The sequence below is a fragment of the Chryseobacterium sp. HNCC26DJ241 genome, assembly GCF_057180505.1.
Genome location: NZ_JBXUGL010000001.1, coordinates 421,993 through 436,607, shown reverse-complemented (window position 1 = coordinate 436,607; position 14,615 = coordinate 421,993). Strand labels below are relative to the sequence as shown.

At 34.3% G+C, this 14,615-nt stretch carries 15 protein-coding genes and 2 tRNA genes; all 17 read left to right on the top strand.

Features of this window, described 5'->3' with window-relative positions:
• Positions 1-148: 148 nt before the first annotated feature.
• The 17 genes from AC2A1C_RS01995 to AC2A1C_RS01915 all read left to right on the top strand — a co-directional run bounded on the left by AC2A1C_RS01995 (position 149) and on the right by AC2A1C_RS01915 (position 14,402).
• On the top strand, positions 149-922 hold the full coding sequence (locus AC2A1C_RS01995) for a ParA family protein (RefSeq protein WP_484022956.1): 774 nt from the start codon (positions 149-151) through the stop codon (positions 920-922).
• Between the two features lie 83 nt (positions 923-1,005).
• The gene (locus AC2A1C_RS01990; protein ID WP_484022955.1) at positions 1,006-1,893 is read left to right on the top strand and encodes a ParB/RepB/Spo0J family partition protein; all 888 of its coding nucleotides are present in this window, start codon (positions 1,006-1,008) and stop codon (positions 1,891-1,893) included.
• Positions 1,893-2,483: a DUF5683 domain-containing protein gene (locus AC2A1C_RS01985; protein ID WP_484022953.1), complete on the top strand. Its 591-nt coding sequence runs from the start codon at positions 1,893-1,895 to the stop codon at positions 2,481-2,483. Before AC2A1C_RS01990 ends, AC2A1C_RS01985 begins: the two co-directional genes overlap by 1 nt.
• 88 nt (positions 2,484-2,571) lie before the next feature.
• Positions 2,572-3,273 (top strand): 4-hydroxy-tetrahydrodipicolinate reductase, encoded by a 702-nt coding sequence (gene dapB, locus AC2A1C_RS01980; RefSeq protein WP_484022951.1) that lies wholly within the window; start codon positions 2,572-2,574, stop codon positions 3,271-3,273.
• Between the two features lie 82 nt (positions 3,274-3,355).
• Positions 3,356-5,035, top strand: coding sequence for a signal peptidase I (lepB, locus tag AC2A1C_RS01975; RefSeq protein WP_484022949.1), 1,680 nt, complete (start codon positions 3,356-3,358; stop codon positions 5,033-5,035).
• Between the two features lie 45 nt (positions 5,036-5,080).
• Positions 5,081-5,704: a WbqC family protein gene (locus AC2A1C_RS01970; RefSeq protein WP_484022947.1), complete on the top strand. Its 624-nt coding sequence runs from the start codon at positions 5,081-5,083 to the stop codon at positions 5,702-5,704.
• A complete protein-coding gene (locus AC2A1C_RS01965; protein ID WP_484022945.1) occupies positions 5,701-7,437 on the top strand; it encodes a S8 family serine peptidase in 1,737 nt (578 codons plus the stop codon). The genes AC2A1C_RS01970 and AC2A1C_RS01965 overlap by 4 nt, the downstream gene beginning before the upstream one ends.
• Positions 7,438-7,547: 110 nt before the next feature.
• Complete coding sequence (locus AC2A1C_RS01960) at positions 7,548-8,024, top strand: hypothetical protein (protein WP_484022944.1); 477 nt, start codon at positions 7,548-7,550, stop codon at positions 8,022-8,024.
• A 29-nt stretch (positions 8,025-8,053) separates the two neighbouring features.
• Complete coding sequence (locus AC2A1C_RS01955) at positions 8,054-8,749, top strand: YiaD family glycine zipper/OmpA-like lipoprotein (RefSeq protein ID WP_484022942.1); 696 nt, start codon at positions 8,054-8,056, stop codon at positions 8,747-8,749.
• A 91-nt stretch (positions 8,750-8,840) separates the two neighbouring features.
• Entirely contained in the window at positions 8,841-9,728 is an 888-nt protein-coding gene (locus AC2A1C_RS01950; protein ID WP_484022940.1) for a decaprenyl-phosphate phosphoribosyltransferase, read from the top strand.
• Entirely contained in the window at positions 9,725-11,038 is a 1,314-nt protein-coding gene (locus tag AC2A1C_RS01945) for an FAD-binding oxidoreductase (protein ID WP_484022938.1), read from the top strand. Before AC2A1C_RS01950 ends, AC2A1C_RS01945 begins: the two co-directional genes overlap by 4 nt.
• 45 nt (positions 11,039-11,083) lie before the next feature.
• On the top strand, positions 11,084-11,809 hold the full coding sequence (locus AC2A1C_RS01940; protein WP_484022937.1) for an SDR family NAD(P)-dependent oxidoreductase: 726 nt from the start codon (positions 11,084-11,086) through the stop codon (positions 11,807-11,809).
• Positions 11,810-11,907: 98 nt separating this feature from the next.
• Positions 11,908-12,495: an HAD family hydrolase gene (locus tag AC2A1C_RS01935; protein WP_484022935.1), complete on the top strand. Its 588-nt coding sequence runs from the start codon at positions 11,908-11,910 to the stop codon at positions 12,493-12,495.
• A 31-nt stretch (positions 12,496-12,526) separates the two neighbouring features.
• The gene (locus AC2A1C_RS01930) at positions 12,527-13,699 is read left to right on the top strand and encodes a cysteine desulfurase family protein (RefSeq protein WP_484022933.1); all 1,173 of its coding nucleotides are present in this window, start codon (positions 12,527-12,529) and stop codon (positions 13,697-13,699) included.
• A 74-nt stretch (positions 13,700-13,773) separates the two neighbouring features.
• Complete coding sequence (gene trxA, locus AC2A1C_RS01925) at positions 13,774-14,091, top strand: thioredoxin (protein ID WP_484022932.1); 318 nt, start codon at positions 13,774-13,776, stop codon at positions 14,089-14,091.
• 128 nt (positions 14,092-14,219) lie between these two features.
• A tRNA-Asp gene (locus tag AC2A1C_RS01920) sits at positions 14,220-14,293 on the top strand.
• Positions 14,294-14,328: 35 nt separating this feature from the next.
• Positions 14,329-14,402, top strand: a tRNA-Asp gene (locus AC2A1C_RS01915).
• Positions 14,403-14,615: the final 213 nt, after the last annotated feature.

Sequence of the window (14,615 nt, the reverse complement as noted above, 5' to 3'; positions counted from 1 at the left end):
ACTCTAAGTTATCCACAAGTTTTAAAAATTTGTGGATAATTTTTTTAATATGTAACCGTTTAATTAACAATATTTTAACGTTCCTCAAGTTATCAACATCTATCCTTGCATTAAAAAAAATGTATTTTTGTGTAGTTAAAAATCAAATATGGCTAAAATCATTGGTATTGCCAATCAGAAAGGCGGTGTCGGAAAAACAACTACAGCTGTAAATCTTGCAGCAGCATTAGGTGTTTTAGAAAAGAAAATTTTATTGATTGATGCAGATCCACAAGCAAATGCAACCTCCGGTTTAGGTGTAGAAGATGTAGAGTTTTCCACTTATAATCTTTTGGAACACAGTGTAGATGTTAAAAAATGTATTAAAAAAACAACTTCTCCCAATTTAGATATTGTTCCTTCCCACATAGATTTGGTGGCTGCGGAAATAGAACTTGTAGATCGTGAAAATCGTGAATATATGCTGAAAGAAGCATTGAAATCCGTGAAAAGCGATTACGATTTTATCATTATAGATTGTGCACCAAGTTTGGGACTTATTACCGTTAATGCTTTAACAACTTCTGATTCGGTGATTATTCCGATTCAGTGTGAATATTTTGCTTTGGAAGGGTTAGGAAAATTATTGAATACCATCAAAAATGTTCAGAAGATTCATAATCCGGATTTGGATATTGAAGGATTGCTTCTTACAATGTATGACAGTAGATTGCGTTTATCCAATCAGGTAGTGGAAGAAGTGAATTCTCATTTTCCCGAAATGGTTTTTGAAACCATTATCAGCAGAAATGTCCGCTTAAGTGAGGCACCAAGTTTTGGAGAAAGTATCCTGAATTATGATGCGGAAAGCAAAGGAGCGATTCAATATTTGCAATTGGCGGAAGAAGTTTTATTGAAGAACGAAAATTTAGTAAAAAATTAAAAAGGCAGGAAGTTAGAAGCTGGAGATAGGAAGTTATTTTTGAAACTTCTTTCATCCAACTTCCCTCATCCAACTTAGAAAATATGAAAGATAAAAAAAGAGCGATGGGTCGTGGTTTGGGCGCTATTTTAAGCGCTGAATCCAAAGCAGCTGTCAATTCTGCTACTGATGAAGGAGCCGAAAAATTTTTAGGAAATATTGTAGAAATTTCCATTGAGGATATCTACCCGAATCCAACACAGCCAAGAACATATTTTGATGAACAAGCATTGAATGATCTTGCGCAGTCCATCAAAAATTTGGGAATAATCCAGCCGATTACTTTAAGGAAAGACGGCGAAAAATTTGAGATTATTTCCGGAGAAAGAAGATATCGTGCTTCCAAAATTGCAGGATTGGAAACCATTCCGGCATATATCCGTTTGGTGAATGATCAGGAACTTTTGGAAATGGCTCTTGTTGAAAATATCCAGCGTGAAGATCTTGACCCGATTGAAATTGCTTTAACCTATCAAAGATTGCTTGACGAAATCGGAATGACACAAGAAAATCTGAGCCAAAGAGTAGGAAAGGAGAGAAGTACAATTACCAATTCCATCCGTCTTTTGAGGCTGAATCCTGATGTTCAGAACGCTATTAGAAGTGGAGAAATTTCTGCAGGACATGGACGTGCTATTATCAGTCTGGAAAATGCAGAATCGCAGGATTTACTTTTCCAAAAAATAGTGAAAGAAGGATTAAATGTGAGACAAGCCGAAGTGGCAGCAAATCAATTGAAAAATCCTTTAAATAAAGCAAAATCTGCAAAACCTGCACTTTCCAATTTTCATAAAAAAGCTCAAAAAACGCTTTCCGATACCTTGGATGTAAAAGTGGAAATAAAGACAGCTTCCAACGGAAAAAAAGGAAAAATTATTCTTGATTTTAAAAACGAAGAAGAATTGGAACATATACTTTCTCACATCAAATGATGAAGCATTTCTTTTTCTTAATCTTTTTACTTTTTGTGATTCCGGTTTTTTCGCAAGTGGATAGTATTTCTACTGCAACTCCAAAATCGGAAACGAAGTTTCTTTCCGAAATAGATTCAGTAAATGCTCCTGCAAAAATTCTAAAACTTAATCCTACAAAAGCAGGTTTGTATTCTGCTGTTTTACCGGGACTTGGACAATACTATAATAAAAAATATTGGAAAATTCCTATAGTTTGGGGAGCAATTGGAACTGGAGTAGGAATTATTTTATGGAATGATAAGCAATATAAACGATATAGAAATGCTTTTGTGGCGCAACTGAATGGACAGCCTCATGAGTTTTCGGATATCAAAGGAATTACTGCTGAAGCTTTGGGAAGAACTCAGGATCGTTCAAAAAGGCAAAGAGATTATGCTATTGCAGTTACCGGTCTTGTTTATATTCTCAATATTGTAGATGCGGTAGTAGATGCTCATCTTTACGAAGGAAAACATGATCCTGATCTTGCTTTGCAGCCAACAGTAATTTATGATGAATTTGCTCAGCAAAATACAAAGGCCGGACTAAGTTTGAGTTTTAAATTTTAAAAGTTGCCAAAAGTAGAGACGCGATTTATCGCGTGTCCATTAAAAAAATCAAAAATCTTTACACTTTTTGTGTTAAAAAAAATAAAAAATGAGAATAGCATTAGTAGGTTACGGGAAAATGGGAAAGATCATTGATGAAATTGCTACCAAAAGAGGTCATGAGATTGTTGCTCGTTTAACTGAGACACCCACTCTCGAAAACTTGAATAATCCTGATGTAGTAATAGAATTTTCCCAGCCGGAAGCTGCATTTAGCAATATAAAAATTTGTCTTGAAAATAAAATTCCTGTAGTTTGTGGAACAACAGGTTGGCTCAATAAAAAACCTGAAATCGAAAAAATTGCTGAAGAAAATGATACCGCATTTTTATACGGTTCTAATTTTAGTTTGGGAGTGAATCTCTTTTTTGCTCTTAATGAAAAACTATCCGAAATGATGAAAAATTTTGATGAATATAATGTTCAGTTGGAAGAAATTCATCACACTCATAAAAAAGATGCTCCAAGCGGAACGGCCATCACTTTAGCAGAAGGAATTATGAAGAATAATTCAAAATTTGATGCGTGGAAACTGGACGAGACCAAAGATAATCAGTTAGGGATTTTTGCTATTCGTGAAGACGAAGTTCCCGGAACGCACAGTATTTTCTATAGAAGCGAAGTAGACGAAATTGAAATAAAACATACTGCTTTTAACAGAAATGGTTTTGCTTTGGGAGCGGTAATTGCCGCAGAATGGATCAAAGGAAAATCAGGAAATTTTACAATGAAGGATGTTTTGGGACTATAAAAAATGTAACAAATCGCTCAACACAAAAACTAATTGACAGAATCGGCGAGAAGCCATTAAAAAGCTAAAAAAAGCAACACACATGAATTATTTTATTACCTACACTATTTACGTTCTTATACTTTCCGTATTGATGGGAGTTTCCACATGGAAATTATTTAAAAAAATGGGATACAATCCATTATTTGCATTCGTTCCCTTTTACAATTATTTTATCATTCTGAAAGAAACCGAGAATCCGAAATGGTGGGTTGTAATGTCTTATTTTCCAATAGTGGGCCCGATTATGATGACGGTGTTTCATCTTTTCTTGATGAAAAAATTTGGAAAAGATTCGCTTACGGATAAACTTTTGACAGTATTTCTTCCGTTTATTTATATGGCTATAACAAATTACAGCAAAGATGTTAAAATCAAAGAGCCTGAAAAAGAATTTCTACTTCCGGGAGAGAAACCGAAAAAGAAAAAAGAAGGTTTTATTAGTTCTATCACATTTGCTGTAGTATTTGCTACTATTATTCATGTATTTTTTATTCAGCCTTTTGGTATTCCTACTGGTTCTATGGAAAGAACACTTTTGGTGGGAGATTTTCTTTTTGTGAATAAACTCAATTATGGATACAGAATGCCGATGCGTCCATTGGCAATTCCATTTTTGCAGGGAACGATCAAAGATACCGGAGAAAAAGGTAATCCCAAAGATGATCCCAAATCGTATGTAGATGCTGTACAACTTCCATATTTCAGATTTCCGGGATGGGAAACTGTAAAGAAAAATGATATTGTGGTTTTCAATTATCCGCAAGATTCTGTACATACGGCAATAGACAGAAAAGATCCTTATGTAAAAAGATGTGTGGCTGTTGGTGGTGATGTCCTTGAGTTTCGTGCAGGAAAGCTATTGGTGAACGGAAAACCGGAACAAATTCTGGGAGATCAGGAAGAGCAGCATGGATATTTAGTTCAGTCAAGAGATGCATTGGATATTCAGGGATTGTATAAAATTTATGGTTTTTTGCCGGTAAGAGATGTTCCGGTGGAAGGTGGTTATGGTTATTATTTTCAAGGATTGACGGATAAGATAGTAAAAGAAATTAAAGCTATTCCAACAGTTGTTGAGGTAAAAGAAATGATCGAGCCAAAAGGTGAAAAAAATATAGCCTATTATGCTGTAAAAGAAAATGGTAAAATTTCGTATGGTGAAGATGGAAGAGCTCTTTTATCCAAAAAAGTAGACACTTCCAATACTATTTTTCCTTTCAATAAACCATGGAATGTAGATTGGTACGGACCTTTAAAAGTTCCGAAAAAAGGCGATGTCGTTACTCTTAACTCGGAAACACTTCCTACTTATAGATGGATTATCTCAAAATATGAGCACAATCATCTGGAAGAGAAAAACAACAAAATTTTTATCAACGGAAAAGAAACCAATCAATATACCATTCAGCAGAATTATTATATGATGATTGGGGACAATCGAGATGCTTCTTTGGATGCTCGTTTCTTTGGATTTGTTCCGGAAGAAAACATCATTGGAAAGCCTATGTTTACATGGATGAGTTTGCAAGGAGCATTCGACGACAACTTCTCCGAATATCAGCCAAAATTTAAAGTTCGTTGGGACAGAATGTTCAAAGCAGCCAATACAGGTGAAGCCAATAAAACATCCTATTGGTGGATTGCGGCAATCATTCTTATTTTATTCTTTGGTTGGGAATATTTTGTGAAATTATTTAAGAAGAAAGAAAAAGAAGAGTAGAATCTGTAGAGTCGCGATTTATCGCGTGTCAGAACTAATTAAAAAATGACAAAGATATTATTTCCGGTTTTTTATTTACCACCTGTTTCATGGTTTTCAGCTTTTCTGGATGAAAACATAGAAGCTGAATTTGAGCAGTTTGAGAACTTTCCGAAACAAACCTATCGCAATCGAGCCAATATTTATGGTGCGAATGGAAAACTTTCGCTTATCATTCCTATTAAACATAACGGAAAAAGAGCCATGAAAGATATAGAAGTTTCTGATGCAGAAAATTGGAGGGCACTTCATTGGAAATCTATAAAAAACGCATATCAAAGTTCACCTTATTTCGAATATTATGAGGATCAGTTCAGGAAAATTTTTGAAAATCAGGAAACTTCTCTTCTCCAGTTCAATCTTCATGCTTTAGATGTAATTCTAAAAATTTTAAAATCAGAAAAACCGTATCATTTGAATACTGAATATTCTGAAAATCCTGAAGCAGCAGACTATCGCAACGAATTTTTGGCAAAATCTTCGGAGAAATATAATTTTGAAGAATACTATCAAACATTTTCCGATAAATTGGGCTTTCTGGAAAATTTATCTATTTTGGATCTTATTTGTAACAAAGGCCCGGAAAGTTATACATATCTCAAAAACAATAAAATAAATATCACCAAATGAAAAAAATAATCATTGCCGCATCGTTTTTTGCAGGAATAGGCTTTGCATTTTCGCAAGGTACGGAAGCTGTTATCGATCCTATGAAAGATAAAGATTTGATGACTTGGTATCATAAAGATTTTGGTACCGATCATGTATATGGAGTCAATACAGGTAAGGCTTACAAATATTTGGAATCAAAAGGTCTAAAACCGAAAACAGTAGTAGTGGGAGTTTTGGATAGCGGTGTGGAAGTAGATCACCCTGGTTTGGTAAAAAATATGTGGAAAAATCCTAATGAAGTTCCGAATAACGGAAAAGATGATGATGGAAATGGCTATGTAGATGATATCTATGGATGGAATTTTCTTGGAGGTAAAAATGGAGATACAGATGTAGACAATATGGAAGTTACCCGTGTTGTTAAAAAATATCAGTCTGTTTTTGAAGGATCTGATTCTGCCCAAAACAAAGCCAATCAAGCTAAAATGCCGGAAGAATTTGAAATGTATATGAAATCCAAAGAAATCTTCACCAAAAAAAGCGCTGATGCTAAAAAGAACTTTGAATTTTATACAAAGCTGAATAATTTAGTTCCGGTAATGAAGCAGTTATTGAATGGAAAAACACTTACTGCAGAAACTTTATCCTCTCTTAAACCTTCTAATCAGGATGAAGGTTTTGCTGCTCAGATTTTGCAACAACTTGCCAATGATCCTGCAGTTGCAGGAAAATCAGGAGAGGAAGTTGGAAAATATATGAGCGACCAGATGAAAGAAGCGTTGGATTATTATGGTCCACAAGCTACTAAACAATATAACTTGGATTTTGACCCAAGAAAAGATATTGTAGGAGACAGTTATGATAATTATTCTGAAAAAAATTATGGAAATAATCATTACGAAGGTCCGGATGCAAAACACGGAACACATGTTGCCGGAATTATTGCAGGAGCTGCACAAGGTGGTGAGGTTCAATACGGAGTAGCTTCTAAAGTTGCCAAAATTATGACGGTAAGAGCAGTTCCGGATGGTGACGAAAGAGACAAAGATGTGGCAAATGCAATCCGTTATGCTGTAGATAATGGTGCAAAAATCCTGAATATGAGTTTCGGAAAACCAGTTTCTCCTGGAAAACAATATGTTTGGGATGCTTTCAAATATGCTCAGGATAAAGGTGTACTTTTAGTAAAAGCAGCCGGAAATGAGAATGAAGATCTTGCGGAGCACACTTATTTCCCTACAAATTTCAAAAATGTGAATGATGCAAAACCTTTTATCAATAATATGATTGTGGTTGGTGCAAGTACTAATAATAACGAAATGCTGAGAGCAGATTTCTCTAATTATAACCAAAAAATGGTAAATGTTTTCGCTCCTGGAGAAAAAATCTATTCCACAGTTCCGGACGGAAAATATGAATATCTTCAGGGAACTTCCATGGCTTCGCCTGTTGTAGCAGGAGCTGCTGCAGTTCTTTTAGCGTATATGCCGAATCTGAAACCGGAACAAGTTATTGAATCTTTAGTAAAAACGGTTAATAAATCATCTGTTAATGCGATGTTGAGTACCAATACCAATAATAGATTTGATATGATTTCGGAATCGGGTGGAGTAATTGATTTGGAAAAAGCAGCAGAATATGCGTATAAAAATTTCTATAAAAGTTCTTCTCAAAGTTCAACTACCAAGACTGTTACTAAGAAAAAAGCTCCCGTTAAAAAGAAGACCACTTATAAAAAAACAAAACTTTAAATAAAATAGACCTGACTGAAAAAGTCAGGTTTTTTTTTGAATATCCTAAAATGGCACGGTTTTATATAGTTAATTTTTTAATTAACTTTATAGGCCTTAAATTGAATACTATGAAAAATTTATTATTAGTAGGAATAGTGGGAGCGGCAATCAGCGTTTCATGTTCCGGTGCAAAAACAGCTCAAAGTAATCGTTCAGAATTTTTGAAAATGAAAGGAAACTGGCAGATTACTTCAGTGAATTATGATAAAAACTACAAGGTAAAACCTTTTGATGAAGGAGCTGATGCACAATGTTGGGTTGGAAGTGAATGGAAACTTGTTCCTAATAACTGGACAGGTTCTTATACTATTAATGGAGGCGGGAATTGTCCTTCCGTATCTCAGCCAATTAAATTTGAAGTGGTAAATGGTACTCAATTTCAATTTAAAAAAATTGCAGCCGGTACAAAAGCTAAGCAAAATATCTCAGGATATGTACTGAATCTTATCAGTCAGTCTGATGATCAGTTTAGCTTAGAGCAAAATATTCCTTCAGGAGGTGAAAATGTAAGAGTAGTTTACAATTTCCAGAAAGTTTCTCAATAAAAAATCAAAATTATCTTAAATCATAAGCTATGAAAATCTTTAATAAAACAAATATTGCAGCTTTATTTTTATCGACAAGTTTAGTATTAACAAGTTGTGAAAGTATACAGAATGCAAATAACCAACAAAAAGGTACCGCAATAGGTGCGGCTGCAGGTGCAGTAATCGGAGGTATTTTAGGAAATAATATCGGAAAAGGTAAAAATGCTCCACTTGGTGCAGTTTTAGGAGGTGTAATAGGTGGAGTTGCAGGTAATGTCATTGGTAAAAAAATGGATAAGCAGGCAAAAGAAATTAAGGAAACTTTGCCGGGAGCTGAAGTGGAAAGAGTAGGAGACGGAATTAAAATTACGCTAAAGGAAAATATGGTAAATTTTGCTTTCAACGCTTCGGATCTTACTTCTACAGCAAAAGCTAATCTTGATAAACTTGCAGAAGTTTTGATTAATAATCCTGATACCAATATTAATATTTACGGTCACACAGATAGTAAAGGGACTGATGAATATAATCAGACACTTTCTGAAAAAAGAGCGAATTCTGTGAAAAATTATTTAATATCTAAAGGAATTTCCGGAAGTAGATTGATTGCGATGGGAGTAGGTGAAAAAGAACCGGTGGCTTCCAATGATACAGATGCAGGAAGAGCGCAAAATCGCCGTGTAGAATTTGCTATTACAGCTAATGAAGAAATGATAAAAGATGCACAAGGTGGAACAAATTAATTTTTTTGCATCAATATATTAACCTTGAAACCGCTTCGGCGGTTTTTTATTTTAAAATGATTATTTTTGCATTCGCTTTTTAGTTCTATAAATGACAAAATATTTAAAACTTCTTCGGGTAGAACAGTGGGTGAAAAATCTTTTTGTTTTTACACCTTTATTCTTTTCCGGAAATATTACAAATGTTGATTTATTCATTAAAAGTATTTTTGCTTTTTTTGTTTTTTCGTTTGCTGCCAGTACCATTTATATTATTAATGATTACAGTGATATTGAATCGGATAAAAAACATCCGGAAAAAAAACACCGTCCTTTAGCAAGTGGTGCGATTTCTAAAAATTTTGCAAAAGCCATATTTGCATTGCTTATTCTTTTGGATATTGTTCTTGTTTTTGCTGGACAGTATTTCTTTAAAATAAATATTTGGAAGTTTTCAATCATTATTCTGGCCTATTTCTTTATGAATATAGCGTATACTTTTAAGCTCAAACACGTTGCCATTATTGATGTCACCATTATTGCTATCGGTTTTGTTTTACGGGTTTTAGCAGGAGGTTATATTACAGAAATTATAGTTTCGCAATGGGCAATTTTATTGACGTTTGTTTTGGCGTTGGTTTTAGCAATCGGAAAAAGAAGAGGAGAGCTTATCAATGCTCAAACTTCAGGAAAGACCAGAAAAGCATTGGATGGATATAATGTTCAGTTTGCGGATATTGCACTTTCGATTAGTTGTACATTGGCGATTGTGTGTTATGTGATGTTTACGCTATCGGCAGAAGTTCAACAGAGATTCCATGAAAGAGTTTTTTATACTGTAATTTTTGTAGTTTTTGCATTTTTACGGTATTTGCAACAGACACTTGTTTACAACAAAACCGAATCTCCAACTAAAATTGTATATAAAGACCGTTATATTCAGATTACGCTTGTACTTTGGGTAATTGCATTCTTACTTCAAATTTATTTTAAAAAATGAGTCCGAATTTTGTACAGAAGGTAACCAATTGGGGGAATTTCCCAGTGGTGGAAAAAGAAATGAAGTCGGAAGATTCTCTTGCCCGAATCCAAGAATTTGTGAAAAATCACAATGAAGTGATTGCGAGAGGAAACGGAAGATGTTACGGAGATGCTTCACTTGGAGAAAATATTTTTTCCACAAAAAGATTAAATAAATTCATCAGCTTTGATCGGTTGAACGGAATTATCGAATGCGAATCCGGTGTATTGCTTTCCGAAGTTTTGGAAGTGGCAGTTCCGCAAGGATATTTTTTGTATGTAACTCCGGGAACGAAATTCGTTTCTGTTGGTGGTGCTATTGCTTCCGATGTTCATGGTAAAAATCATCATGCGGAAGGATGTTTTTCAGAATATGTGATCGAATTTAATTTGCTTAATGAAAATGGAGACGTTCTGAAATGTTCCCGGGAAGAAAATTCTGAAAAATTCTGGGCAACTATTGGCGGAATGGGACTTACGGGAATTATTCTTTCGGCAAAATTCAAGCTCAAAAATATTGAAACGGCATACATTCGTCAGGAAAGTATAAAAGCTGAAAATCTGGACGAAATTTTTAAACTTTTTGAAGAAAGCGAAGATTGGACGTATAATGTGGCATGGATCGATTGTCTTCAGAAAGGCACAACTATCGGAAGAAGTATTTTGATGAGAGGAGAACACGCTCTGAAAGCCGAACTTCCTAAAAATCTTACAGAAAATCCACTTCGTTTAAAAGAAAAATTAAATCCAACGGTACCGTTTTATTTTCCGGGTTTTGTGCTGAATAATCTTACAGTCAAGATTTTCAATTGGCTGTATTATGGAAAACAGACCAAAAAGGAAATTAAAAATTTTGTGGATTATGAGACGTTTTTCTATCCTTTGGATGTGATTAATGATTGGAACAAAATTTACGGGAAAAGTGGATTTATTCAGTATCAAATGGTAATTCCGAAGGAAAAAGGAAAAGAAGGAATGAAGAAAATTTTGGAAACAATTGCCAATTCCGGGAATGGTTCTTTTCTTGCCGTTCTGAAACTTTTTGGTAAAAACAATCCTGAAGCCTACAATTCTTTTCCGTTTGAAGGATATACTTTGGCTTTGGATTTTAAAGTAAACTCCAAACTAAAAAAACTTATTGAAAAATTAGATGATATTGTGGAAGAATTTGACGGAAGAATATATCTCACCAAAGATAGTATGAGCAAATCTTCACTCACCAATTATCTTAAAAATGTTCAGAATCCGAAATTTGTTTCATTACAACATAAAAGAATTTTGAATAATTAATTTTTTGATTAAACGAATACAATTCAATAACTTAACACTATAAAAATGATTGTTTTAGGGAGTAATTCCGAAGTGGCACAAGCTTTTGTGGAAAAGGTTCTAAGTTCAAACGAAAAATTTGAAAAAATATATCTTTTCAGCTCAAGCCCTGAAACTACAGAAAAATTTGCAAAACATATTGAGGTAAAATATTTCCAGAATTCGGAAGTAGTTCCTTTGGATCTGATGTCCGAAATTGATTATACAAAACTGGAATCCATTTCTTCGGATCTGCTTTTCTGTGCATCAGGATTTTTAGGAGAAGGTACGGAAGAAGGATTGTATGACAATCGTAACACGGAAAGAATAATTGATATCAATTACGCAAAGCTGGTTCCCGTTCTCAACTTTTTTGCAAAAAAAATGGAAGCCAAAAGAAGTGGAACCATGATTGTACTTTCGTCTGTTGCAGGAGAAAGAGGAAGGCAAAGTAATTTCATTTACGGAAGTGCAAAAGCGGGATTAACAGCCTATTTAAGTGGACTTCGAAACTATCTGTTTTCTAAAAAAGTTCATGTTCTTACGGTAAAACCAGGCTTTATGGAAACCAAAATGACAGAAGGTTTACCTTTGAATCCAAAACTGACTGCCACTCCGAAACAGGCAGCAAATGGTATTTACAAGGCTTGGAAAAAACAAAAGAATGTAGCGTATGTTCTTCCGATTTGGGCAATTATTATGTTGATTATCCGTAATATCCCAGAATTTATTTTTAAAAAACTTAAACTATAAGTTAGATAATAGTTTTTAGTTGATAGTTTTTAGAATTTCATTGCTAAAGTTTATTACGAAGCTATCACCTGTTATCTATTATCTGCAAACTATAAATTATGAAAAAACTGTATCTCTTTGATTTTGATGGAACTTTGACCTATAAAGACACCATGTTTTTGTATCTTAAATTTTATAATCCCTCAAAATTCAGAGTGCAATTTATCAAGCATATTCCGCTTTTTGTATTATTGAAATTGAAACTGGCTGATGCAGAAAAAGTAAAGAAAAGTTTTATTTCTTCGATATTAAAAGGTGAATCCAAAAAAAAAATCGAAAAGCAATCCCAATTGTTTTTTGAAAGATTTTATCCTGAACTTTTCAGGGAAAACGCATTAGATTTTATCAAGAATATTGATCGCAACGCTACGGAATCTTATATAGTTTCTGCTTCGCTTGATATTTGGGTAAAACCTTTTGCAGAAAATTTTAAAATGAATCTGCTTGCTACCGAAGCAGAATTTGTAAATGATACGTTTACGGGTAGTTTCACGACTCCCAATTGCAACGGTATCGAAAAAGTAAACCGCATAAAAGAAGCAATAAACGGAAAAAAATTTGACAAAAAAATAGCATTTGGAGATACGGAAGGAGACAAACCAATGCTGAATTTTGCAAACGAAAGTCATTTCCGTTTTTTTCACTAATTTCGTAAAGATAAAAATCGAATAAATAAAAATGGAAAAAGTTTATTTGGATAATGCTGCTACCACTCCGCTTTCTCCGGAAGTGATAGATGAAATGGTAGATGTTCTGAAATTCAATTACGGAAATCCTTCATCTACTCACAGTTTTGGACAGGAAGCCAAAATTCTCCTCGAAAAAGTAAGAAGAGAAATTGCAGATTATCTGAAGGTATCTCCTGCAGAAATCATTTTCACATCTTGTGGAACAGAATCCAATAATATGATCATCAAATCTGCTGTCACACATCTTGGTGTGGAGCGTATTATTACTTCGCCTTTGGAACATAAATGCGTGGCAGAATCAGTAATGGATATGAAGAAAAGAAAAGGAGTAGAAGTAGTATATCTGCGTCCCGATTCTAAAGGAGATTTTGATTTGAATAAATTGGAAGAACTCCTAAAAAATTCAGATAAAAAGACTTTGGTTTCATTAATGCACGCCAATAATGAAGTCGGAAACATCCTTGATATTGAAAAAGTAAGCAAAATTTGCAAAGAAAATAATGCATTGTTTCATTCGGATACTGTACAAACGTTGGCGCACATGGATTTGGATTTTTCAAAAATCCCTATAGATTTTGCGTCGTGTAGTGCACATAAATTTCATGGACCGAAAGGAGTTGGGTTTGCATTTATTCGTAAATCTACCGGATTAAAGGGAATTATTATTGGTGGGCCTCAAGAAAGAAGTTTAAGAGCCGGAACTGAAAATGTTTGCGGAATTGCAGGCTTAGGAAAAGCATTAGAACTTGCCATGACCAATTTGGAAAAATATACAAAATATATTCAGGAAATAAAAAATTATGCTATTGAACGGCTTTCCAAAGAAATTCCCGGAATAAAATTTAATGGAAGAAGTGCTGAAAAAGAGAGTCTTTATACGGTTTTGAGTATTCTTTTGCCGTATAAAAATCCTTTGATCGGTCTTCAGTTGGATATGAAAGGAATTGCAGTTTCTCAGGGAAGCGCTTGTTCTTCCGGAGCTTCAAAACCTTCTATGGTAATGATGATGCTTCTAAGTGAAGACGAAATGGAACATTCAACACCATTAAGAGTATCTTTTAGCCATTTTACGACTAAGGAAGATATCGATAAATTGGTAAATGCTCTAAAAGAAATTTCGCCTGTAGAAGTTATAGAAAATACAAATATTGAGCATAGATGAACAAATCTTGCTGATAATAACTTTTTTGTAAATTTGTAATAGGAAAACAATTAATTTTAATTAAAAAATAAAAAATGGCTTTAGAAATTACAGATAACTCATTTCACGATGTAGTTTTAAAATCTGATAAACCAGTATTGGTTGACTTTTGGGCAGTGTGGTGTGGACCTTGTAGAATGTTGGGTCCAATTATCGAAGAAGTTGCTCAGGATTTTGAAGGGAAAGCGGTAGTAGGAAAAGTTGATGTTGACAATAATCAGCAGGTTTCTGTGGATTATGGAATCAGAAATATTCCTACTGTATTGATCTTCAAAAACGGGGAAGTAGTAGATAAAATTGTAGGAGTTGCTCCAAAAGAAGTGATTGCTGAAAAACTTTCAGCGTATTTATAAAAAATAATTCAATTGAAAATGAATGCTTTCCTTATTTGGAGAGCATTTTTTTTGAAAAATATTTGTATAATATCATAAAAGTTGTATTTTTGCACTCACCAAAAAGAAAGAAGTTCTTTATAAAACCAGATCCGGTAGTTCAGTTGGTTAGAATGCCGCCCTGTCACGGCGGAGGTCGCGGGTTCGAGTCCCGTCCGGATCGCAAAAGTTTTACAATTTTTACTTTTAAAAAAAATTGATCCGGTAGTTCAGTTGGTTAGAATGCCGCCCTGTCACGGCGGAGGTCGCGGGTTCGAGTCCCGTCCGGATCGCCCGAGTGAAAAGTCGCCAATTTGGCGACTTTTTTCATTTGTAACTATTTGATAAACAAAGTTATATCCGATTACAAACGGGTTCGAGAAGTCCATAATAAAATTATGGGATTTTAAGGGCAATTCTCGAACCGCTAATCCAAATGACAGATAATCAAAAGGTTACATATTTTTCGAAATCAGCTAATCTTTCTCAATTTTTCAACTCATATA

What these genes read in the sequence shown, in the direction of transcription:
- AC2A1C_RS01970 (WP_484022947.1), top strand. Translation starts at nt 5,081, where the DNA reads ATGACAAAGATATTATTTCCGGTTTTTTATTTACCACCTGTTTCATGG.
- AC2A1C_RS01940 (WP_484022937.1), top strand. Translation starts at nt 11,084, where the DNA reads ATGATTGTTTTAGGGAGTAATTCCGAAGTGGCACAAGCTTTTGTGGAA.
- AC2A1C_RS01930 (WP_484022933.1), top strand. Translation starts at nt 12,527, where the DNA reads ATGGAAAAAGTTTATTTGGATAATGCTGCTACCACTCCGCTTTCTCCG.
- AC2A1C_RS01955 (WP_484022942.1), top strand. Translation starts at nt 8,054, where the DNA reads ATGAAAATCTTTAATAAAACAAATATTGCAGCTTTATTTTTATCGACA.
- AC2A1C_RS01990 (WP_484022955.1), top strand. Translation starts at nt 1,006, where the DNA reads ATGAAAGATAAAAAAAGAGCGATGGGTCGTGGTTTGGGCGCTATTTTA.
- trxA (WP_484022932.1), top strand. Translation starts at nt 13,774, where the DNA reads ATGGCTTTAGAAATTACAGATAACTCATTTCACGATGTAGTTTTAAAA.
- AC2A1C_RS01945 (WP_484022938.1), top strand. Translation starts at nt 9,725, where the DNA reads ATGAGTCCGAATTTTGTACAGAAGGTAACCAATTGGGGGAATTTCCCA.
- dapB (WP_484022951.1), top strand. Translation starts at nt 2,572, where the DNA reads ATGAGAATAGCATTAGTAGGTTACGGGAAAATGGGAAAGATCATTGAT.
- AC2A1C_RS01960 (WP_484022944.1), top strand. Translation starts at nt 7,548, where the DNA reads ATGAAAAATTTATTATTAGTAGGAATAGTGGGAGCGGCAATCAGCGTT.
- lepB (WP_484022949.1), top strand. Translation starts at nt 3,356, where the DNA reads ATGAATTATTTTATTACCTACACTATTTACGTTCTTATACTTTCCGTA.
- AC2A1C_RS01950 (WP_484022940.1), top strand. Translation starts at nt 8,841, where the DNA reads ATGACAAAATATTTAAAACTTCTTCGGGTAGAACAGTGGGTGAAAAAT.
- AC2A1C_RS01935 (WP_484022935.1), top strand. Translation starts at nt 11,908, where the DNA reads ATGAAAAAACTGTATCTCTTTGATTTTGATGGAACTTTGACCTATAAA.
- AC2A1C_RS01985 (WP_484022953.1), top strand. Translation starts at nt 1,893, where the DNA reads ATGAAGCATTTCTTTTTCTTAATCTTTTTACTTTTTGTGATTCCGGTT.
- AC2A1C_RS01995 (WP_484022956.1), top strand. Translation starts at nt 149, where the DNA reads ATGGCTAAAATCATTGGTATTGCCAATCAGAAAGGCGGTGTCGGAAAA.
- AC2A1C_RS01965 (WP_484022945.1), top strand. Translation starts at nt 5,701, where the DNA reads ATGAAAAAAATAATCATTGCCGCATCGTTTTTTGCAGGAATAGGCTTT.